This window comes from Agrobacterium sp. CFBP 3001, assembly GCF_027871605.1.
Taxonomy (GTDB): Bacteria; Pseudomonadota; Alphaproteobacteria; order Rhizobiales; family Rhizobiaceae; genus Agrobacterium; species Agrobacterium leguminum.
In genome coordinates, this window is the sequence record NZ_JAQAHD010000009.1 from 69,674 (window position 1) to 89,941 (window position 20,268).

Genomic DNA, 20,268 nt, shown 5'->3' on the forward strand with positions numbered 1-20,268 from the left:
CATTTCGCAAATGTCCGAAAATGGTGCGTTTTTGCCGGTGTTGCACCGGCGGGATTAAACTTTTTTCAATGAGAAAGCGGCACTATCGCAAGGCTCGGACAGCGTGGTCCGGAGCTTGTCCCGCGTGTGTTCCTCATCCTTCGAGCCACGTTTTGGGGTGAGGGCGTAAGACGGGGTACTTGATGTCAGGATGTTGCGGGTGAAAGCTGTATTCGGACGAATGCGGTTTTCGCGCAAGCTCGTTATGATTGGAGGCGGGATCCTGCTTTTGGCGGGTGCGACCGGCTCTGCTGCCGTGTTTATCGGCAGCGAGCGGCTGCTCGGCCCATCCTATGCCTCCACCAACGGGCTTTCCTGCGACGCGGTCCAGACGGTCAATATCCGCAAGAACGGTTCCCTATGGGTCCGCAAATTCATTCGCACCCAGGGTGGTGACGGCACAGAGCGGCTGAAGACTGCGCTTCGTGTCGCAAGGGCGGTTTACGACAAGCAGAAACCCGATCTGGTTCAGGTCTCCGTGCTCGACAAGAACGGTCCGCAGCTGCGCTCGGAAATGCGTGGCCGTGCCATTGCCGCACAGGTGGTTTTCATTCCCGATCCGGCAAAAATCCCTGAAGGCGCGGATGCCCATCGTTATTCGGCCTTTTATTATGATGGCGCCGCCAATGCCAGCGGCCAGTTTTACGGTTTGCGTATCGATCTGCCGCTGGAAGATGCCGAGGCGCTGGCGGCAGGCCTCAGCGATTCGGCCGATTGTGCGACCCCGGCTCTGGATGCCGGTTCCGAAGGCCATGAAGGAAAACCCGCGAAAACTGCGACGGGACACGGCGAAACCAAAGATGACGGCGCGGGCGGCCATGGCGGCGCGCCGGCGGAAGCCAACGAAGGCGGGGCTGCCCATGGTGAAACCCCGTCTCCCGAAGCGCATGGCGAACCGGCTGCCGACGAACTTCTGACCTCGACGCCGGAAGCCGATGGCGGCAGCATCTTCAGCCTGTCCTATCTGAAATCGCTGATCTTCGGCAAAGGCTCGACGACTGCACAGGCGGCGGAAGAAAAGCCGGCTGCCGAAAATGCGCCGGCGGAAGAACCCGGTGCGGAGAAAAAGGCCGCGAGCCACTAAGCGGGCGAAGGCGGTTTTTCCCCGAACCCTTCCGTGGCTCGCATCTGACGTGTCAGATATCCGGCCCGATCCGAAGTCGGCCAGCCGGATTTGGAAATTTCTTCCGTTTGTTGACGATTGCCGGAGAGAAACTCTGCGACAGGGCGGCAAAGGCGGCAATGCGGGCGATCAGCTTTTCCCTATCGCCCTTTGTCACGGCTTCGTAGCTCTCGATCTCGTCGATATAGCCCGTCAGCCAGTCCTGATATTTGCCTTCGTTCCACAGCCGCTCAGTCGCAAACACCGTGTCTTCCAGCCGATCATAGGCAACGAGCGTCCGTCGCCAGCGATGCTCGTCGAAATCCAGCGCGCCATTGGCGAAGAGCGACCCGACCTCGAGGCCGTAGCTCATCAGCTTCGCAGAGCGTTCCGGCGGCATGGTGAGGTTCAGCCCGCCTTCCTCCTCGTTGAGGAAAACGCGGGCGATGCGTTCTCTTTGGCCCGGCATGGTGGCGAGCGACTGATCCTGCCAGTCCTTCGCCGAGCTGAGGATGCTGCCGAGAAAGCCGCTCATTTTTTCCATCTTGTGAACGGGCACGCCGATCCCTTCGCCGGCCGCCTGCGGGATCGTGACGCGCTTACCGCTGCTGGCGATGGATTTCGGCAATTCATCGAGGCTAAGCGCGAAAGTGGGACGCGACGGAAGCAGGGCATCGAAAAGATGAATGGGGAAGTTGCTGCTGATGCCGCCATCGGAGAACCAGATTTTCGCCTTCATGACGGGCCGCGCTTTGCCGCCGAGACGCTGCACGATATCCAGCGTGCCGCGATCGTTGGTATAGGCCGGAATGGCCTTGAACAGCACCGGGAAGCTCAGGCTCATGCGCGTTGCGATGATGACCGGCAACTGGGCGGGCTCCGGAAAAGCCTTGAGTTCGGGAAAGGGGCCGCCCGGTGTTGCGATCTGCTTGAGCCAGTTCATCACGGCCGCGGGAAAGAGCTGGCTCCATTCCGTCGGATCGTAAGCCACCATGAGACTGGTGGTCGGAAGCGTGTGCGGCCGCCGCATCGACAGGTTCGTCGTCACCATCTTGAGGTTGATGACCGGCTTCTCCGGCTCCGCGCCGATGAGATCGCCGAAGGTCAGCGGTGGCGCGGTTGCTGCGTCGCTGCCGAAAGCGATGTCCTGGATCGATGCATGAAGCCATTCCGTCAGGCCCGGAACCTCGGCATCGGAAACCGTCAGTCCCGAGCAGAAACCGAAGCCGTCTCTTGGCAACCGGTAGAAAACCAGCCACAGGATCTGGCCGAGGATGCCGGCCAGCATTCCCACCAATCCCCCGAGAACCGACCCGGCCCAACCGCCGCCCAGAACCCACAAGGCGCCGGCGCCGATGACAATGCCAACTATGGCTGCCAGCGGAAAAGCAAGGAGCAAGCCTAGGACCTTGCCCGGCCAGCCGCCGGCCTGCGCCCACAGCAGGTAACGCATCAGCGGGCGAAAACGGCGCTGGGGCTGGAAAAGCCTGTCCAGAATGGTGGGTATCGTGTCGCAATGAGCCTGCAGGCGGGTGAAGCCATTCGGATCGTTTCTGACCGTGCGGGAATATTCCGCCGCCGCCGCAAAGGCGGCGGCAATCGCCCCCGCCGATGTGCCGCCTATCGAGCGGAAGCGATACCGGCGCGCCAGTTCCAGAACCGCATAGGGATAAACGACGCCGGAGGTGATGCCGCCTTTCATCACCACGTCGCATTCCTTTTCAGGTGCGGCAAACATATCGGGCTGGTATTTGGGAAGCTCATTCTCGGGCATGCGTATCTCCCCCCCGGCGGCTCCTGATCGAAAGCCGTCAAACACAATGCGAATGATGGAGAATGGGTATCACAAGTTGAGGTGAGGTCGCCAGTATATTCTACTAAAAGTTAAATAAACTTGCGCGATCCGTTCGCTGAAAGCCGGATGATTACTTGCGGGCGTCTATCTCTGGAGAGGAAAACCGGCAGACAAACGGGCGAAACCTCGCCACACTCTCCGACGTCAAGAAAATACGCCCCTCCCCACCAGCGAGAAAATCGGGGCGCGGAAGGCGGCCGTGAGGCCGCCCCGGGTTCCGTCCGATCAGTCCGCCTTGTTGCGGCGGGCCGGGAAGAGGATGACGTCGCGGATCGACGGCGCGTTGGTCAGAAGCATAATCAGGCGGTCGACGCCGATGCCGAGGCCACCGGCGGGCGGCATGCCCTGGTCGATGGCGTCGAGGAACTCGTCGTCCAGCTGCTTGTCCTTTTCGCCGCGGGCGTGCGCCTGTTCCAGCTGCTCCACCATGCGGCGGCGCTGTTCTTCCGGGTCGTTGAGTTCGGAGAAGGCGTTGCCCACTTCCCAGGCGTTGCAATAGCTTTCGAAACGCTCGACGAGGCGCGGTTCGCCCGGCACTTCCTTGGCGAAGGGCGAGATGTCCTTCGGGAAGTGCGTGACGTGGCTCGGCTGGATCAGCGTGCCTTCGACCTTTTCTTCGAAGATGAAGGCAAGGCATTCGCCCCAGGTCCAGTCCTTTTCGACGGCAAAACCGGCAGCCTTGGCAGCGGCGCGGGCTTCTTCGTCGGTCTTGATGGCAAGGAAATCGATACCGGTTGCTTCCTTCACCGCCTCAGGCATCGGCACGCGCTTGAACGGGCCCTTGAAGGAGATCGTCTGGCCCTGGAATTCGACCTCGGTCGTGCCGTGCAGGGCAATCGCCAGCGTCTCGAACAGCCGCTCCACGAGACCCATGATGTCTTCGTAGTCGGCATAGGCCCAATAGCACTCCATCATGGTGAATTCAGGATTGTGCCTTGTGGAGACGCCTTCGTTGCGGAAGTTGCGGTTGATTTCGAACACCTTGTCGGTGAGGCCCGAAACCAGCGTGCGCTTCAGGAACAGTTCCGGCGCGATGCGCAGATACATGTCCATTTTCAGCGTGTTGTGGAAGGTCTTGAACGGATCGGCCGTCGCGCCGCCATAGATGGTCTGCAGCATCGGCGTTTCCACTTCGAGGAAGCCTTCGGCCTCCATGAAACGACGGATGCCGGAGAGGATCTTCGAACGCTGCAGGAAGCGCAGCTTGGATTCCTCGTTGGAGAGAATGTCGAGGTGGCGCTTGCGGTAACGCAGCTCGATGTCGGAGACGCCGTGCCACTTTTCCGGCATCGGCAGCAGCGACTTCGTCAGCATGGTGATTTCTTCGGCGTTGATCGTCAGCTCGCCGCGCTTGGTGCGGCGCACCTTGCCGGTCACGCCGATGATGTCGCCGATATCGATCATCGGAAGCAGGTTGCGCGCCGCTTCCGGCGTCGTCTCCTTGTGGGAGAAGATCTGCACCTTGCCGGATGCGTCATGGATATCCATGAACATGCCGGAATTGCGCGAGGAATAAACGCGACCGGCCACCGTCACCGTATCGCCGGTTTCGACGTCGGCTTCGATATCGGCGTATTTTTCCGCAAGCTCCGCATTGGTCAGCGTGCGGTGGAAATGCGCCGGATAGACATCGCCGATCTGCTCGCGCAGCAGCGCAAGCTTCTGGCGGCGCACTTCGGTGGCGTCGGAGGAGAGGGCGGTGGTTTCGGTCGTCTTGTCGTTCATCGTATTCGCCTTCAGCGGCTTTGTTCGTTGCGGTTACCCTGTGCGCTCCGGGCTTACCCCCCTCTGTCCTGCCGGACATCTCCCCCTCAAGGGGGGAGATCAGATGCCGCGCCCGCCCGTTCCATGGGCAAGGTGTCAGCCGCTTGTCGATCTCCCCCCTTGAGGGGGAGATGCCCGGCAGGGCAGAGGGGGGTACCCCGAGCAGAGGGGTATATTCAGAATGCTGCCGTCACCGCCAGCACATAACTATCAGCTTCCGCTGCCCACCATCGTGGCCACAACGGTAATCGCAGCCTTCAGGCGCTGGCGCACGACGGAGCGGCCGAGCAGCGCCATCGAGTCAAACAGCGGCAGCGAGCGCGAGGAACCGGACATGGCCACAAACAGCGGCGGCGTCACGACGCGCAGTTTCTTGCCGGTGCGTTCGGCGACATCGCGCAGCTCGGCCTCTATCGCTTCCACGTTCCAGTCAGGCATCTTTTCGAGGTCTGCTGCAACCGTGGTGAGGATTTCGTGGATTTCCTCTGGCTTGCTCTTCAGACCGGCAAAGGAAGCGGGTGTGAGGCCAGCATCGCTTGCGAGCAGGAAGCCGGCAAGGTTCGGCAGCTCGCCGAGTTTGGAAACGCGGCTCTGCGCAAGCTTCAGGCCCTCAGTCAGGCGGGAATTCTCCATCGCCCATTCCAGTGTGCGGGCAATGAACTCTTCCGGCGAAAGCTTTTCGCGCAGCCAGCGGCCGTTCAGCCAGTCCAGCTTCTGAATGTCGAAGATGGCGCCGGCCTTGGAAAGCGCTTCCGGGTCGAACTTCGCCGCCAGCTCGTCCATGGTCAGAAGTTCTTCGCCTTCGGCGATCTGGATGAAGAACAGGCCAAGGAAGTTCATCAGCGCTTCCGGCAGGTAACCGAGCGCGGAATAATAGGAGATCGAGGTCGGGTTCTTGCGCTTGGAAAGCTTCGACTTGTCGGCGTTGCGCATCAGCGAAAGATGCATGAACGTGGGCTGGTCCCAGCCGAAATAACGGTAAAGCAGAATGTGCTTGGGCACGGAGGCCAGCCACTCTTCGCCGCGCGCCACATGGGTGATCTTCATTAGATGGTCGTCGATGACGTTGGCCATGTGATAGGTCGGCATGCCGTCGGCCTTGATCAGCACCTGCATATCGACCGAATCCCACGGGATCGATACATCGCCATAAACGCCGTCATGGAAATCGCACGAGCCTTCGGCCGGGATTTTCATGCGCACGACGTTGGCTTCACCGGCGGCAACGCGCGCGGTCACTTCCTCGGCCTTCAGGTTGAGGCAATGGCCATCATATTTCGGCGGCTTGCCGGCGGCGCGCTGGGCCTCGCGCATTTCTTCCAGCCGCTCGGGCGTGCAGAAACAGCGGAAGGCATGGCCTTTTTCCAGCAGCTCTTCGGCATAGGGCCAATACATGGCCTTGCGCTCGGACTGGCGGTAGGGACCGTAAGGGCCGCCGACATCCGGGCCTTCCGACCAGGTCAGCCCGGTCCAGCGCAGCGCTTCCAGCACCTTCTGCTCATATTCGAGGGTCGAGCGGGTGGCGTCGGTATCCTCGATGCGCAGGATGAACTCACCGCCATGTTTCTTGGCGAAGAGATAGTTGAACAGCGCGATATAGGCGGTGCCGACATGCGGCTCGCCGGTGGGGGAAGGTGCGATGCGGACGCGAACGCCGGAAGTGGTCATGAAATTCACTCGTCGTGACGTGGCAGTGACATCGGGGCGGTTCACCCGTCTGTCACGATGTTTTCGTTTGGATGCGGCAGGAAATCATGTTGGAAGACGCAATGAAAGCGCCTTTTGCACATTCCCGTTCGGCTTCGGCTTAGGCCATATTCTACCGCAGGCGTCAAGGAAATACGAAGCCCGCGCTGGTTCAGCGTCCCAGCTGAGAGCCCTAGTTCACTGGCCAGACGTAAAGCAGCATGGGAATGCTGGCGATGACGATCATGATCGACAGCGGCAGGCCAAGGCGCGGATAGTCGCTGAAGCGATAACCGCCGGGGCCCATGACCAGCGTATTGCACTGGTGGCCGATGGGTGTGAGGAAATCGCAGCCGGCGCCGATAGCCACCGCCATCAGAAAGGCCTCCGGCCGGAAACCGAGTGTGGTGGCGAAACCGGCGGCGATGGGGGCCATGACCAGCACGGTGGCGGCATTGTTGAGAAAGGGCGTCACTGCCATGGCGGTGAGCAGGATCATGCCAAGCGCCGCAAAGGGCGGCAATCCCTGCGCGGCATGACCGAGCCAGGCGGCGATCAGTTCGCTCGCCCCGCTGGTGCGGAGCGAGTCGCTGACGGGAATAAGGGCGGCGAGCATGACGAGGATCGGCCCGTCGATGGATTTATAGACCTCGGTGAGCGGGATGGCGCCGACCACGATCATCATGAAGGCAGCGGCGAAAAAGGCGACGGAGACCGGCACCAGCCCGCTGCCGGCGGCGATCATGGCGGCGGCGAGCACGATGACGGGCAGAAGCGCGCGGCGCTGCACGCCCAGCAGGATTTCCCGCTGCGCCAGCGGCAAGAGCGAAAATTCCTGCAATACCTGCGGCAGGTTCTTGCGGCTGCCCTGCAAAAGAATGACGTCGCCCGCCTGCAATGTCAGCTCGGAGAGCCGCTGGCTGACGCGCTGGCCGCGCCGGCTCACCGCGATCAGATTGACGCCACGCGTATAGGACAGCGCGAGTTCACGCGCCGAAATGCCGTTCAGAACCGATTCATTGCTGATCACCGCCTCCATGGAAATGAGATCTGCGGTTTTTTGGCCGTTTTCCATCAGCGGCTTGCCGGAAAGCAGAAGCTTCGCCTGCGAGACGATGCGGTCCAGCCCCTCCGGGCTGCCTTCGAGGAGAATCGTGTCACCCGCCTTCAGCGTCACGTCGGGGAAGGGGGAGATGCGCCGCGGCCCGCGCAGGATGGTGCTGGCGATCACATCGCCGTCGGCCTGTTTCAGCAATTCGCGCAGCGGCTTCTCCGCATAGGTGCTGTCGGCGGGCAGGGTGGCTTCAGCGGTATAGGCGGACTGGTCGAGAATATCCTCCACCGACGCCTGCTGGCGGTTGCGCACCGGCAGCAGCCGGTAACCGAAGGTCAGGAAGATGATGCCGATGACGGTAAGTCCCGCGCCGACGGGCGTGAAGTCGAACATCGAAAAACTCTGCCCGGTCATTTCCTCGCGCAGCCGCGACACGACGATGTTGGGCGAGGTGCCGATCTGCGTCATCAGCCCGCCGAGCAGGGCGGCGAAGGCCATGGGCATCAGATAATAGGAGACCGGGCTGCCGGATTTGCGGGCGAACTGGAAGGCGACCGGCATCATGATGGCGAGCGCGCCGATATTCTTGATAAAGGCCGACATGACGGCGACGACGATCATCAGGAAGGCGAGCTGCAGGCTCTTGGAGTGCATTTCGGGAAAATATTTCTTGATCGTCATATCGACGATGCCCGACCTCGCCACGGCCGAGCTGACCACCAGCGCGCTGCCGACGATGATGACGATATCGTCCGAAAAACCGGAAAAAGCTTTTTCGAAAGGCACGACGCCGAGCGCGACGGCCACGAGCAGCGCACTGCAGGCGACGACATCGTAACGCAGCCTGTCCCAGATGAACGCGACCATCATGCCGGCGATGACGGTGAAGGCGAGAATCTGGTCTGTCGTCATGCTGGCTTATGCTTTCGAAGGAGAGTCGGCGGGAATGACTCTATCGATGAGGATATCGAAGAACGCAAGCCGGGGTGAAGCGGTTCCGGGCTTGATGTCATTCCTATCTCTTCGTCATACCGGCCGTGAGCCGGCATGACGGAGCGGAGGCATCGTCAGAGAAGAAAATGGGCAATGTCGTCCCAGGCTGGATTGAGATCTTCAATCAACTTGATCTTCCATGCCCGCGGCCAGTTTTTTATCGTCTTTTCTCTCGCAATTGCGTCCGTGACGAGATCGTATGTTTCGAACCACACAAGCGTCTTAACGCCATAACGCGTTGTGAATCCGGGGGTCAGGTTGTTCTGATGTTCATATAAACGGTGAGAAAGGTCGCTTGTTACGCCAGTATAGAGCGTCCCGTTTCTTTTGGATGCAAGAATATAAACGTAACCTTGGCGCATGAGAAAAGCATGCGCAAAGGTCATTAGTTTTGGCAAGAGGCGAAATTATTTCCGTCATACCGGACTTGATCCGGTATCCAGCCGCCGCGCGTCTGCGCGGCGAGAAGAGTCCTTTCAGCCCAAAGACTTGGGCTGGCTGGATTCCGGCTCAAGGCCGGAATGACGGTGGCGAGATGCCGTTAGTGCGTATCGCCTGCCGCCTCCGCCTTTTTGCGCTGCCGCGCATTGCGGGCCAGCATGTTGAGCAGTTCCACCAGCGCCGAGAACGCCATGGCGGCATAGACGTAGCCCTTCGGAACATGGAAGCCCATGCCTTCGGCGATCAGCGTCGTGCCAATCATCATCAGGAAGGCGAGCGCCAGCATGACGATGGTGGGGTTGCGCTCGATGAAGTTGGCGAGCGGCGTTGCGGCCAGCAGCATGACGGTGACGGCCACGACGACGGCGACGATCATGATCGGCAGATGCGGTGTCATGCCGACGGCGGTGATGATGCTGTCTACAGAGAAAACAAGGTCGAGCAACAGGATCTGGCCAATGGCGGCGCCGAAATTCATCGCGGCCGGGCCACCCACCATGTCTTCCTTGTGATCTTCGGGGTCGACATTGTGGTGAATTTCCTTGGTCGCCTTCCATACCAGGAAGAGACCACCCGCTATGAGGATCATGTCTTTCCACGAGAAGGGGTGGCCGAAGGCTTCGAAAACCGGCGTGGTGAGCTGCACGATCCATGCGACGGTGCCGAGCAGGCCGAGGCGCATGACGAGCGCAAGGCCTATACCGATCTTGCGGGCTTTTTCGCGCTGTTCGGGCGGCAGCTTGTTGGTGAGGATGGAGATGAAGATCAGGTTGTCGATGCCGAGCACGACCTCCATGACGATCAGTGTGACGAGCGCCACCCAGGCGGCGGGGTCAGATAGAAGAGGGAGAATGGACTCCATCAGGTAGGTTTTCCTTTCAGCAACAAGGCCAGCCGAAATATTCGGTGGGTGGAATTTATAGCGCAATACGCGAGAAACAAGGAGTTGATGGCTCCGGGGCGCAAGATTTCATCGAAATTTCGCGCAGGCCGCGTATTGGCGTTCACGCCGTTGCTGAATGATCTCAGGCCTTGTCTGTTCCGTAAGCCGCCATGAATACGTTGATGGCGCTGCTGATAACCCGGTCCAGTTCCTCGTCGGGAACCGGGCCTTCCAGTTCGCCGAACAGCCGCAGCTTGAAGAAGGTGCCGGTGGAAAGCTCGATATATTGCCGGGCGGCCAGCTCAGGGTCATCCACTTTCAGATGGCCGATCTCGACCTGATGTTCGATGAAGTCCAGGAGCACGGTGCGCACATTGTTCGGAGCCGACAGGAAAAAGCGCTGCGCCAGTTTCGGCATGCGATCGATGACGCCGAGCACCGAACGCATGGCAGGGATCATGTCCGAACAGATCATCTTGTTGGCAAAGGCCTTGCCGAACTGTTCCAGCCCCTCGCGCACCTCCTCGGTGCCCTCGAGAATATGGCGCATGGAGGTGGCGAATTCGTTGCGGTGATGGTCGACGAGCGCAACGAACAGATCCTCCTTGTTGGAGAAATAGACGTAGATCGTGCCCTTGGAAACGCCGGCTTCACGCGTGATGTCGTTCATGCTGGCCGCGTCGAAGCCCTTGCGCTTGAACACACGCCAGGCGCCCGCCAGAATCTGCTCGCGCTTGGCCGGGTCTTCACCCGCCGCAAAACGCCCGGCGGCATTGCCCGGACAGCCCGTTTCCGTTTCCGTCTCCATATCCCTGTCTTCACCTGCCATCGCTACCGTCTCTTAGCATCGCAATGGCGTAAAAAAAATTAACCGAACGTCGAACCAATCGGTTCGATAGCACTTGATATGTGTCAGGAAAGAGATTATGTCAATCGAACCGAACGGTTCAGTTCGAAAAACTTTCTTCAATTTATCACGGTAAGCTCTCATGTCGGCCCAGAAGAATAATGCGGTTCGCGCCGTCAACGATGCGGAAGAGGCGGATATCTCCGCCAAGGCCGAGACCTCTCCGGCAAAGCCGGCCGAGGCCGCGCCGCCGCAGCAGCCCCAGACCATTGCGGCGCCGAAGCAGAAGAAGCGTTCCAAGCTTCTGCCGGTCATCGCGGTTGCCCTTCTCGCCGGCGCCGGCTGGTACGGTTACAACTGGTGGGTCGACGGCCGCTTCATGGTGTCGACGGACGACGCCTATATAGAAGGGGATATCGCCGTCATCGCACCGAAGGTTTCGGGCTATGTCGCCAAGGTGAACGTGGTCGAGAACCAGGAAGTCAAGGCGGGCGATCCGCTGGTGACGCTGGACGACGGCGATTATCGCATCGCGCTCGATCAGGCCGAAGCCCAGATCCGCACCGAGCAACTGTCACTGAAGCGCATCGATGCGCAGATCGTCGGCGGCGAAGCTTCGCTGGAGCAGGCCGTCGCCCAGAAGGGTGCGCTGGATGCCGCCCTTCGCGGTGCCGAAATCACCCAGAAGCGCGCCAGCGAGCTGCAGGCGAAGGATGTCGGCACGGTTGCCGCTTCCGACAATGCGCAGGTCGCGCTCGATCAGGCCAAGGCGAATGTCGTGGCCGGCGATGCCGCCATCTCCTCGGCCAAGGCCAATGTTGAACTCCTGCGCGCCCAGCGCGAGGAAGCCGAAAGCACGATCCGTTCGCTGCAGCTTTCCCGCGACAAGGCCGCCCGCGATCTTTCCTTCACTGTTCTGAAGGCGCCTTATGACGGCGTCATCGGCAATCTGGCGGTTCAGAACGGCGATCTGGTGTCTGTCGGCAAGCGTCTGGCTTCGCTGGTGCCGATGAACGAGCTTTATATCGACGCCAATTTCAAGGAAACGCAGCTTGCCCGCGTCGTGCCCGGTTCGAAGGTGCGCGTGCATGTCGACGCCTTTGACGATGCGACGATCGAGGGCACGGTGCAGTCGATTTCGCCCGGCTCGGGCTCGGTCTTCTCCATGCTGCCGCCGGAAAACGCGACCGGCAACTTCACCAAGGTCATCCAGCGTGTGCCGGTTCGTATCGTCTTCTCTAGGGAAGACCTTGCAAAGCACAATCTGCGCGCCGGCCTCAGCGTCGTTGTCGATGTCGATACCCGCACGGCGCCGGAAGGCACCAGAACGGCGCAAGTTAACCCGGAAGCCAAGTAAGGCGCATCGCTGATGCGCCGTTGAGGTCAAGATCATGGCGGCTACGGTTGTCGGTACGGGCGGGGCGTCCATCCCCGCCGATCCCCCGATGGACAGGCGCAGGCTCATCGCGTTTTTCGCGATGGTCTTCGGCATGTTCATGTCCATCCTCGACATTCAGATTGTCTCCGCGTCGCTCGCGGAAATCCAGGCGGGTCTCGGCGCGGGTTCCGATGAGATCGCCTGGGTGCAGACCTCCTATCTGATCGCCGAAGTCATCATGATACCGCTGTCGGGCACGCTGGCGCGCATTCTCTCCACGCGTGTGCTCTTCGCCACCTGCGCGGCCGGTTTCACCATATCGAGCGCGCTCTGCGCCACAGCCACCAATATCGATCAGATGATCGTCTACCGCGCGATCCAGGGCTTTATCGGCGGCGGCATGATCCCCTCCGTCTTCGCCGCCGCCTTCACGATCTTCCCGCCCTCGAAGCGTTCGGTCGTCTCGCCGATCATCGGTCTCGTCGCCACGCTTGCGCCAACCATCGGCCCGACGGTCGGCGGTTATCTCTCCAATGCCTTTTCCTGGCACTGGCTGTTCCTCGTCAACATCATTCCCGGCATCATCGTCACCATCCTCACCTGGAGCCTGATCGATTTCGACAAGCCGGAAAAGTCGCTCTGGAAGAAGTTCGACTGGTGGGGGCTGATCTCCATGGCCGTCTTCCTCGGCTCGCTGGAATATGTGCTGGAAGAGGGCAACAACAAGGACTGGTTCAACGACGAGCACATCGTCATGGGAACGGTCGCCATGGTCATCGGCGCGGCCGTGTTCTTCTGGCGCGCCTTCAAGGTGGAATTCCCTGTCGTCGACATCCGCGCCTTCGCCGACCGCAACTTCTCCATCGGCTCGCTGTTTTCCTTCGTCATGGGCATCGGGCTTTACGGGCTGACATATCTTTACCCGCTCTATCTCGGCCGGGTGCGTGGTTACGATGCGCTGATGATCGGCGAGACCATGTTCGTCTCCGGTCTTGCCATGTTCTTCACCGCGCCGATTGCCGGCAAGGTCTCCACCAAGCTCGATCCGCGGGCGATGATGGCGATCGGCTTCATCAGCTTCGGCTGCGGCACATGGATCATGACGCATGTGACGACCGACTGGGATTTCTACGAGCTGCTGATCCCGCAGATCCTGCGCGGTTTCGGCCTGATGATGTGCATGGTGCCGATCAACAACATCGCGCTCGGCACCCTGCCGCCGGCCCGCATCCGCAATGCGTCCGGCCTGTTCAACCTCACCCGTAACCTCGGCGGCGCGGTCGGTCTTGCCATCATCAACACCATGCTGTCGCAGCGCACGGACGACCATTATGTGCGGCTGGCCGAACATGTGAGCTATTCCAACCCGCAGGCGCTGGAATGGCTGAACAGTGTCGGCGCCAACTACGATTCCTACGGGCTGGACGGCGCGTCCGTCGCCGTCAAGAAACTGGTTGGCATGGTCTCGCAGCAGGCATGGATATTGGCCTTCGCGGATGTGTTCTTCGCGCTGACACTGTTGTTCTCGAGCCTGATCTTCATGACCGTGCTGATCCAGAAACCCAAGGCAGCGCCGCCGCCAGACGCGGCGCACTAACAAGAATCCCCTCCCATCCACCGCAGAGCTGGGGCCGTCGGAAATGACGGCCCCTTTTTTGTTTTGAATATGGAGCGAGCGAGGGCGGCATATTTCTTCTCCCCGCCGGGGAGAAGTCCGCACCCAATTCATGATCCCGGCTTTCCGCGAAATATGAGGTACGTACATCATTTTTCAGTTTACCTCGACTGCAAAGCTGGATATGCAAGGGGAGGGAGGAGCCATGAAGCCGACAGTTCACGATATCGCCGAGCGGGCGGGCGTCAGTCTCGCCACCATCGACCGGGTGCTGAACATGCGCCCCGGCGTGCATGCGGCAACGCGGGCACGGGTGGAGGCGGCCATTGCCGAGCTTGGTTACGTGCGCGATATCGCGGCTGCCAATCTGGCCAAGGGCCGCAATTATTCGCTGGTATTCATCCTGCCGGGCAATGACAATTCCTTCATGGCGACGTTGCGCGCCGAAGTGCGGGCCGCAGCGGCACGGGCGCATCTGGAGCGCACCGCGATCCGCGTCATCGAGGTGCCGCCCTTCAATGCCTCCGCGCTGACGGAGGCTCTCGAAGTCGCGCGGCGGGAAAAGCCCTCGGGCGTCGCCTTCGTCGCCACCGATTCCGAAGATGTGGCGGAAGCCGCCGACCGGCTGGCCGAAGACGGCATCGCCACGGTGACGCTGGTGTCCGATCTTTCCGGTTCGCGGCGGGATCATTATGCCGGTGTGGACAACGTCGCGGCCGGGCGCACGGCGGCAAGCCTGATGGGACGTTTTCTCTCCGGGCGCGGCGGCGATGTCGCGGTTGTCGCCGGCTCCATGCTGGTGCGCGACCATCGCGAACGTCTGGAAGGATTTCGCGCCGTCATCGAATCCGAGTTTCCGCAATTGCAGCTGCTGCCGGTGCTGGAGGGCAGGGACGATCCGCTCACCGTCGAGACGCTGGTGCGCAAGGCGCTCGGCAATGCCGCGCTCTCCGGCATCTACAGCCTCGGCGCGGGCAATCGCGGCCTCATCCGGGCGCTTGGCGCGGCAGAGGGCGAAAGAGCGCTTTCGGTCATCGCCCATGAGCTGACGGAAAACACCGCCAATGCGCTGCGGGAAGGGCTGCTGGACGCCGTGCTCAACCAGGACGCGGGTCACGAGGTGCGCAGCGCCATCCGCGTGTTGAAGGCGCGGGCCGATGGCCAGCCCGTCATCGCCGCGCAGGAACGTATCCGTATCGACATATTCCTCAGGGACAATCTTCCCTGATGAGAGCATTTCCAGGAAAAGTGGCCGCCGGTTTTCCGTACGGAAATGCGGCGACTTTTAAAAAACGCTGAAAGCGGCGCATGGCGCGCCGGAATGGAGAAATACATGTATCTCGGTCTCGATCTTGGCACATCCGGCGTCAAAGCCCTGCTGATGGACGGCGATCAGAAAATCATTGGCTCGGCCAACGGCTCGCTGGACGTTTCGCGCCCGCATCACGGCTGGTCGGAACAGGACCCGGCCGACTGGATTGCCGCGACGAAAACCGCCGTTGCCGGCCTGAAGCAGAAGTTTCCGAAGGAGCTTGCCGCCGTCAAGGGCATCGGCCTTTCCGGCCAGATGCATGGCGCAACGCTGATCGATGCGGCCGGCAAGGTGCTGCGCCCCTGCATCCTGTGGAACGACACACGCTCTTATGCCGAGGCCGCCGCGCTGGATGCCGATCCGCGTTTCCGCAAGATCACCGGCAATATCGTCTTCCCCGGCTTCACCGCGCCGAAACTTGCCTGGGTGGCGAAGAATGAACCTGAAATCTTCGCGAAAGTGGCCAAGGTGCTGCTGCCGAAGGATTATCTGCGTCTGTGGCTGACGGGAGACTATATCTCCGAAATGTCCGATTCCGCCGGCACCTCCTGGCTCGATACCGGCGCGCGCAAATGGTCTTCCGAGCTTCTTGCCGCCACCGGGCTGGATGAAAAGCACATGCCGTCGCTGGTGGAAGGCACGGATGAGGCGGGCGTGCTGCGCGCCGAACTTGGCTCCGAATGGGGCATTTCCGGCCGTGCCGTCGTTGCCGGCGGCGCGGGAGACAATGCCGCTTCCGCCTGCGGCATGGGCACCGTGAAGGAAGGCCACGCTTTCGTGTCGCTCGGCACATCCGGCGTGCTTTTTGCCGCCAATGCATCGTACCTGCCGAAGCCGGAAAGCGCCGTGCATGCCTTCTGCCATGCGCTGCCCAATACCTGGCACCAGATGGGCGTCATCCTCTCCGCCACCGATGCGCTGAACTGGTATTCGCGCCTCACCGGCCAATCCGCCGCCGATCTGACGGGTGAACTTGGCGAAACGCTGCTTGCCCCGACCGGTGTTACCTTCGCGCCCTATCTTTCCGGCGAGCGCACACCGCACAACGACGCCGCCATCCGCGGCTCCTTCATCGGCCTTTCGCATGAAAGCGACCGCAAGGCGCTGACCCAGGCGGTGCTGGAAGGCGTGACTTTCGCGATCAGGGACAATCTCGAAGCGCTGAAGTCGGCCGGTACCTCGATTTCCCGCGTCACCGCCATCGGCGGCGGCTCGCGCTCGGCCTATTGGCTGGCCTCCATCGCCACCTCGCTCGGCGTGCCCGTCGATATTCCGGCCGAGGGCGATTTCGGCGCGGCCTTCGGTGCGGCCCGTCTCGGCCTGATTGCCGCGACCGGGGCTGATCCGGTGGCGGTCTGCGCGCAGCCGGAAACGGCGCGGACCATCGAGCCGGTGGCGGCGCTGGCCGGCGCCTATGAGGAGGCTTACCGGCGCTATCATGCGCTTTATCCGGCTATTCGGGCGCTTTCGCATTGAGACACGGCGTGTGCGGCTTCACCCCCCTCTGCCCTGCCGGGCATCTTCCCCTCAAGGGGGGAGATCGGCAGGGCGCTAACCCTCGCTCCACCCTCAGCCTAGCATGAGGACGAGACCTATCCGCGAGTCGATCTCCCCCCTTGAGGGGGAGATGTCCGGCAGGACAGAGGGGGGTGAGCCACGCCCTCCAACCTATACCGAACACCATCTAAACCCACCAAGGAGGATCACCATGAGCACAGGTTTCTTCGGCGATATTGCCAAGATCAAATATGAAGGCCCCGACAGCACCAACCCGCTGGCCTTCCGTCATTACAACCCCGATGAGATCGTCGCCGGCAAGCGCATGGAAGATCACCTGCGTTTTGCGGTGGCCTATTGGCACACCTTCACCTGGCCGGGCGGCGACCCCTTCGGCGGCCAGACTTTCCTGCGCCCATGGTTCGAAGATACGATGCAGGCGGCGAAACTGAAGGCGGATGTGGCTTTCGAATTCTTCTCGCTGCTCGGTTCGCCGTTCTACTGCTTCCACGACGCCGATGTGCGCCCGGAGGGCCGGAACTTCGCGGAGAATACCAAGAACCTCAACGAGATCGTTGATTATTTTGCCCAAAAGCAGGCCGATACCGGCGTGAGGCTTCTGTGGGGCACGGCGAACCTCTTCTCCAACCGTCGCTTCATGTCGGGTGCTGCCACCAATCCGGATCCTGACGTCTTCGCCTTCTCCGCCGCGACCGTGAAGACCTGCATGGACGCCACCAAGAAGCTCGGCGGCGCGAACTATGTTCTGTGGGGCGGCCGCGAAGGTTACGAGACCCTGCTCAATACCGATCTGTCGCGTGAACTCGACCAGCTCGGCCGCTTCCTCAATCTGGTGGTGGAGTATAAATACAAGATCGGCTTCGAAGGCACGATCCTGATCGAGCCGAAGCCGCAGGAGCCGACCAAGCACCAGTATGACTACGACGTCGCCACCGTTTACGCCTTCCTGCAGAAGAACGGTCTGGAAAAGGAAGTGAAGGTCAATATCGAGCAGGGCCACGCCATTCTCGCCGGCCACTCCTTCGAGCATGAGTTGGCCATGGCCAATGCCTTCGGCATTTTCGGTTCCATCGACATGAACCGTAACGACTACCAGTCCGGCTGGGATACCGACCAGTTCCCCAACAACGTGCCGGAAATGGCGCTCGCTTATTACCATGTTCTGGCCGGTGGCGGTTTCAAGAACGGCGGCACCAACTTCGATTCCAAGCTGCGCCGTCAGTCGCTCGATCCGCAGGACCTGCTGATCGGCCATATCGGCGGCATGGATTGCTGCGCCCGCGGCCTGAAGGCGGCGGCGAAGATGATCGAGGACGGCGCGCTGTCGAAGCCGCTTGCGGAGCGTTACGCCAAATGGGATTCGGCTGAGGCCCAGAAGATGCTGCGCGGCGAGCTGAAGCTGGAAGAGATCGCCGCCCTGGTGGAGCGTGAGGATATCAATCCCGAGCCGAAGTCCGGTCGTCAGGAATATCTCGAAAACGTGGTCAATCGTTACGTTTGACGCGCTGGAGGGGGCGGCGGCAGCGTCGCCCCCTCATCGCCTCGCTTCGCTCCGGCACTTCTCCCCGGCGGGGAGAAGAACAAGCTCCACACTCCTTGCCACGCTGAGGGCACGGCATATTTCTTCTCCCCGCCGGGGAGAAGGTGGCCCGAAGGGCCGGATGAGGGGGCTTGCTCTCCGTTCTGTTCCAAAAGATGCGGACAACTCCGCGCCACCCCTCCTTCCTTTTCAGTCACTTCCCGAAAAATACGTCCCCTCCCATCCCCACCCGCCATTTCCGCCGCATCATTCCTCCCGCAACCGGAACGGAAGGGCGATACGCGCGGCTCCTTTCGCGAACCGGAGGCCGGCATCGACAAGCATGGTTCTGGCAAACCGTGTTTCGGAAAGGCATTCCGCCGGGCCAGAGGCGGGAAGGGCCGATCCGATAGGTGCCGTGAAAAGGCTGTGACCGAGGGGCTGCCCTGGCGGCCCTGATGATGCGGCCCGGTGAATGCAACGACTTCCTCCACCTCCCATCTCCCACCCGCATTCGCCGGGTCGATGCCTTGCGCCGCCGGCAAACCGCTGCGGCGGCACTCCCGCATGCAAAGCGCTTTGGACTTGTTAACTCCACATCCTGAAACGTTGTAGATTCCTGCCGCCCACGACTGTACCTGCCGGCCGACATGGTCTAAACCCCTGCTGATCTTTTCACGCTCGATGGACAGAGAAGGGCCTCGCAGATGACCGATCCCAAAACGCTAGCCGCCCGTTTCCCCGGCGATTTCCTGTTCGGCGTCGCGACCGCCTCTTTCCAGATCGAAGGCTCCACGAAGGCAGATGGCCGCAAGCCCTCCATCTGGGACGCCTTCTGCAATATGCCGGGCCATGTCTTCGGGCGTCACAATGGCGATATTGCCTGCGATCATTATAATCGCTGGGAACAGGATCTCGATCTCATCAAGGACATGGGTGTCGAGGCCTATCGTTTCTCCATCGCCTGGCCGCGCATCATTCCGGATGGTTTCGGACCGATCAACGAGAAGGGGCTGGATTTTTACGACCGCCTCGTCGATGGCTGCAAGGCGCGGGGTATCAAGACCTATGCGACGCTTTACCATTGGGACCTGCCGCTGACGCTGATGGGCGATGGCGGCTGGGCCTCGCGCTCCACCGCGCACGCCTTCCAGCGATACGCCAAGACCGTGATGGCTCGTCTGGGTGACCGGCTGGATGCGGTGGCGACCTTCAACGAGCCCTGGTGCGCGGTGTGGCTCAGCCATCTCTATGGCATTCATGCGCCGGGCGAGCGCAACATGGAGGCAGCCCTTGCCGCCATGCATCACATCAATCTCGCCCATGGTTTCGGCGTGGAAGCCTCCCGCCATGTCGCGCCGAAAGTGCCGGTGGGGCTGGTGCTGAATGCCCACTCCGTCATCCCGGCTTCCGATAGCGACGCTGACCTCAAGGCCGCCGAACGGGCCTTCCAGTTCCACAACGGTGCGTTTTTTGATCCGGTCTTCAAGGGCGAATATCCGGCTGAGATGATGGAAGCGCTGGGAAGCCGCATGCCGGTGGTGGAGGCTGAAGACCTTTCCATCATCAGCCAGAAGCTCGACTGGTGGGGCCTGAATTATTACACGCCGATGCGTGTTGCCGACGATGCGACACCGGGCGCGGAATTCCCCGCCACGATACCGGCTCCGGCCGTCAGCGATGTGAAGACCGATATCGGCTGGGAGGTCTATGCCCCGGCGCTCCAGTCGCTGGTGGAGACGCTCTACAAGCGTTACGACCTGCCGGATTGCTACATCACCGAAAACGGCGCCTGCTATAATATGGGCGTCGAAAACGGCGAGGTGGATGACCAGCCGCGTCTCGACTATTACGCCGAACACCTCGGTATCGTCGCCGATCTCATCCGCGACGGTTATCCGATGCGCGGTTATTTCGCCTGGAGCCTGATGGATAATTTCGAATGGGCCGAGGGTTACCGCATGCGCTTCGGTCTCGTGCATGTGGATTACGACACGCAGGTGCGGACGCTGAAGAACAGCGGCAAATGGTATAGTGCGCTGGCTTCGGGCTTTCCGAAGGGGAACCATGGTCTGGCGAAGCAGTAACGGTCACCTCCCTCATCCCTGTGCTCGTCTCAGGGATCCAGCCAGCCCAAGTCCTTGGGCTGAAAAGAGTCTTTCCGCCACGCAGACGCGTGTCGGCTGGGTTCTTGTGACAAGCACAGGAATGAGGGTTGGGGGACGGCCGTGCATGAACTTTACGCGCCGCATCCGGTAGCAG

The 20,268-nt window shown here is 61.1% G+C and carries 14 protein-coding genes; 7 read left to right on the top strand and 7 right to left on the bottom strand.

Going from position 1 to position 20,268, the window contains the following annotated elements; all coding sequences use genetic code 11:
* Positions 1-220 precede the first annotated feature (220 nt).
* On the top strand, positions 221-1,123 hold the full coding sequence (locus PH605_RS13395) for a hypothetical protein (RefSeq protein WP_161987898.1): 903 nt from the start codon (positions 221-223) through the stop codon (positions 1,121-1,123).
* 52 nt (positions 1,124-1,175) lie between these two features.
* Here PH605_RS13395 and PH605_RS13400 read toward each other — a convergent pair whose 3' ends face one another.
* The 7 genes from PH605_RS13400 to PH605_RS13430 form a co-directional block, all read right to left on the bottom strand.
* Positions 1,176-2,915, bottom strand: a complete 1,740-nt coding sequence (locus PH605_RS13400; RefSeq protein ID WP_078053212.1) for a patatin-like phospholipase family protein — start codon at positions 2,913-2,915, stop codon at positions 1,176-1,178.
* Positions 2,916-3,221: 306 nt separating this feature from the next.
* Positions 3,222-4,721, bottom strand: a complete 1,500-nt coding sequence (gene lysS, locus PH605_RS13405) for a lysine--tRNA ligase (protein WP_142845220.1) — start codon at positions 4,719-4,721, stop codon at positions 3,222-3,224.
* 249 nt (positions 4,722-4,970) lie between these two features.
* Complete coding sequence (gene gltX, locus PH605_RS13410) at positions 4,971-6,428, bottom strand: glutamate--tRNA ligase (protein WP_104680272.1); 1,458 nt, start codon at positions 6,426-6,428, stop codon at positions 4,971-4,973.
* A 211-nt stretch (positions 6,429-6,639) separates the two neighbouring features.
* Positions 6,640-8,412, bottom strand: a complete 1,773-nt coding sequence (locus PH605_RS13415; RefSeq protein WP_125146072.1) for an SLC13 family permease — start codon at positions 8,410-8,412, stop codon at positions 6,640-6,642.
* 155 nt (positions 8,413-8,567) lie between these two features.
* The gene (locus tag PH605_RS13420) at positions 8,568-8,879 is read right to left on the bottom strand and encodes a GIY-YIG nuclease family protein (RefSeq protein WP_080857900.1); all 312 of its coding nucleotides are present in this window, start codon (positions 8,877-8,879) and stop codon (positions 8,568-8,570) included.
* Between the two features lie 155 nt (positions 8,880-9,034).
* Positions 9,035-9,796, bottom strand: a complete 762-nt coding sequence (locus tag PH605_RS13425) for a TerC family protein (protein WP_080857901.1) — start codon at positions 9,794-9,796, stop codon at positions 9,035-9,037.
* A 163-nt stretch (positions 9,797-9,959) separates the two neighbouring features.
* The gene (locus tag PH605_RS13430; RefSeq protein ID WP_065656355.1) at positions 9,960-10,646 is read right to left on the bottom strand and encodes a TetR/AcrR family transcriptional regulator; all 687 of its coding nucleotides are present in this window, start codon (positions 10,644-10,646) and stop codon (positions 9,960-9,962) included.
* Between the two features lie 160 nt (positions 10,647-10,806).
* Here PH605_RS13430 and PH605_RS13435 point away from each other — a divergent pair, with 160 nt between their 5' ends.
* The 6 genes from PH605_RS13435 (at position 10,807) to PH605_RS13460 (ending at position 20,093) form a co-directional block, all read left to right on the top strand.
* Complete coding sequence (locus tag PH605_RS13435) at positions 10,807-12,021, top strand: HlyD family secretion protein (protein ID WP_142845219.1); 1,215 nt, start codon at positions 10,807-10,809, stop codon at positions 12,019-12,021.
* Between the two features lie 34 nt (positions 12,022-12,055).
* Positions 12,056-13,639, top strand: a complete 1,584-nt coding sequence (locus PH605_RS13440) for a DHA2 family efflux MFS transporter permease subunit (protein WP_065656357.1) — start codon at positions 12,056-12,058, stop codon at positions 13,637-13,639.
* 223 nt (positions 13,640-13,862) lie between these two features.
* Entirely contained in the window at positions 13,863-14,885 is a 1,023-nt protein-coding gene (locus tag PH605_RS13445; RefSeq protein WP_065656358.1) for a LacI family DNA-binding transcriptional regulator, read from the top strand.
* A 105-nt stretch (positions 14,886-14,990) separates the two neighbouring features.
* The gene (xylB, locus tag PH605_RS13450; protein ID WP_142845255.1) at positions 14,991-16,445 is read left to right on the top strand and encodes a xylulokinase; all 1,455 of its coding nucleotides are present in this window, start codon (positions 14,991-14,993) and stop codon (positions 16,443-16,445) included.
* Positions 16,446-16,677: 232 nt separating this feature from the next.
* On the top strand, positions 16,678-17,988 hold the full coding sequence (xylA, locus tag PH605_RS13455) for a xylose isomerase (RefSeq protein ID WP_142845218.1): 1,311 nt from the start codon (positions 16,678-16,680) through the stop codon (positions 17,986-17,988).
* A gap of 725 nt (positions 17,989-18,713) precedes the next feature.
* Positions 18,714-20,093, top strand: coding sequence for a GH1 family beta-glucosidase (locus PH605_RS13460; protein WP_142845217.1), 1,380 nt, complete (start codon positions 18,714-18,716; stop codon positions 20,091-20,093).
* Positions 20,094-20,268: the final 175 nt, after the last annotated feature.

Coding starts and splice junctions, on each gene's coding strand:
- xylA (WP_142845218.1), top strand. CDS start 16,678: ATGAGCACAGGTTTCTTCGGCGATATTGCCAAGATCAAATATGAAGGC.
- PH605_RS13395 (WP_161987898.1), top strand. CDS start 221: ATGCGGTTTTCGCGCAAGCTCGTTATGATTGGAGGCGGGATCCTGCTT.
- PH605_RS13430 (WP_065656355.1), bottom strand. CDS start 10,646: ATGGCAGGTGAAGACAGGGATATGGAGACGGAAACGGAAACGGGCTGT.
- PH605_RS13415 (WP_125146072.1), bottom strand. CDS start 8,412: ATGACGACAGACCAGATTCTCGCCTTCACCGTCATCGCCGGCATGATG.
- PH605_RS13445 (WP_065656358.1), top strand. CDS start 13,863: ATGAAGCCGACAGTTCACGATATCGCCGAGCGGGCGGGCGTCAGTCTC.
- gltX (WP_104680272.1), bottom strand. CDS start 6,428: ATGACCACTTCCGGCGTTCGCGTCCGCATCGCACCTTCCCCCACCGGC.
- lysS (WP_142845220.1), bottom strand. CDS start 4,721: ATGAACGACAAGACGACCGAAACCACCGCCCTCTCCTCCGACGCCACC.
- PH605_RS13420 (WP_080857900.1), bottom strand. CDS start 8,879: ATGACCTTTGCGCATGCTTTTCTCATGCGCCAAGGTTACGTTTATATT.
- PH605_RS13400 (WP_078053212.1), bottom strand. CDS start 2,915: ATGCCCGAGAATGAGCTTCCCAAATACCAGCCCGATATGTTTGCCGCA.
- xylB (WP_142845255.1), top strand. CDS start 14,991: ATGTATCTCGGTCTCGATCTTGGCACATCCGGCGTCAAAGCCCTGCTG.
- PH605_RS13460 (WP_142845217.1), top strand. CDS start 18,714: ATGACCGATCCCAAAACGCTAGCCGCCCGTTTCCCCGGCGATTTCCTG.
- PH605_RS13440 (WP_065656357.1), top strand. CDS start 12,056: ATGGCGGCTACGGTTGTCGGTACGGGCGGGGCGTCCATCCCCGCCGAT.
- PH605_RS13435 (WP_142845219.1), top strand. CDS start 10,807: ATGTCGGCCCAGAAGAATAATGCGGTTCGCGCCGTCAACGATGCGGAA.
- PH605_RS13425 (WP_080857901.1), bottom strand. CDS start 9,796: ATGGAGTCCATTCTCCCTCTTCTATCTGACCCCGCCGCCTGGGTGGCG.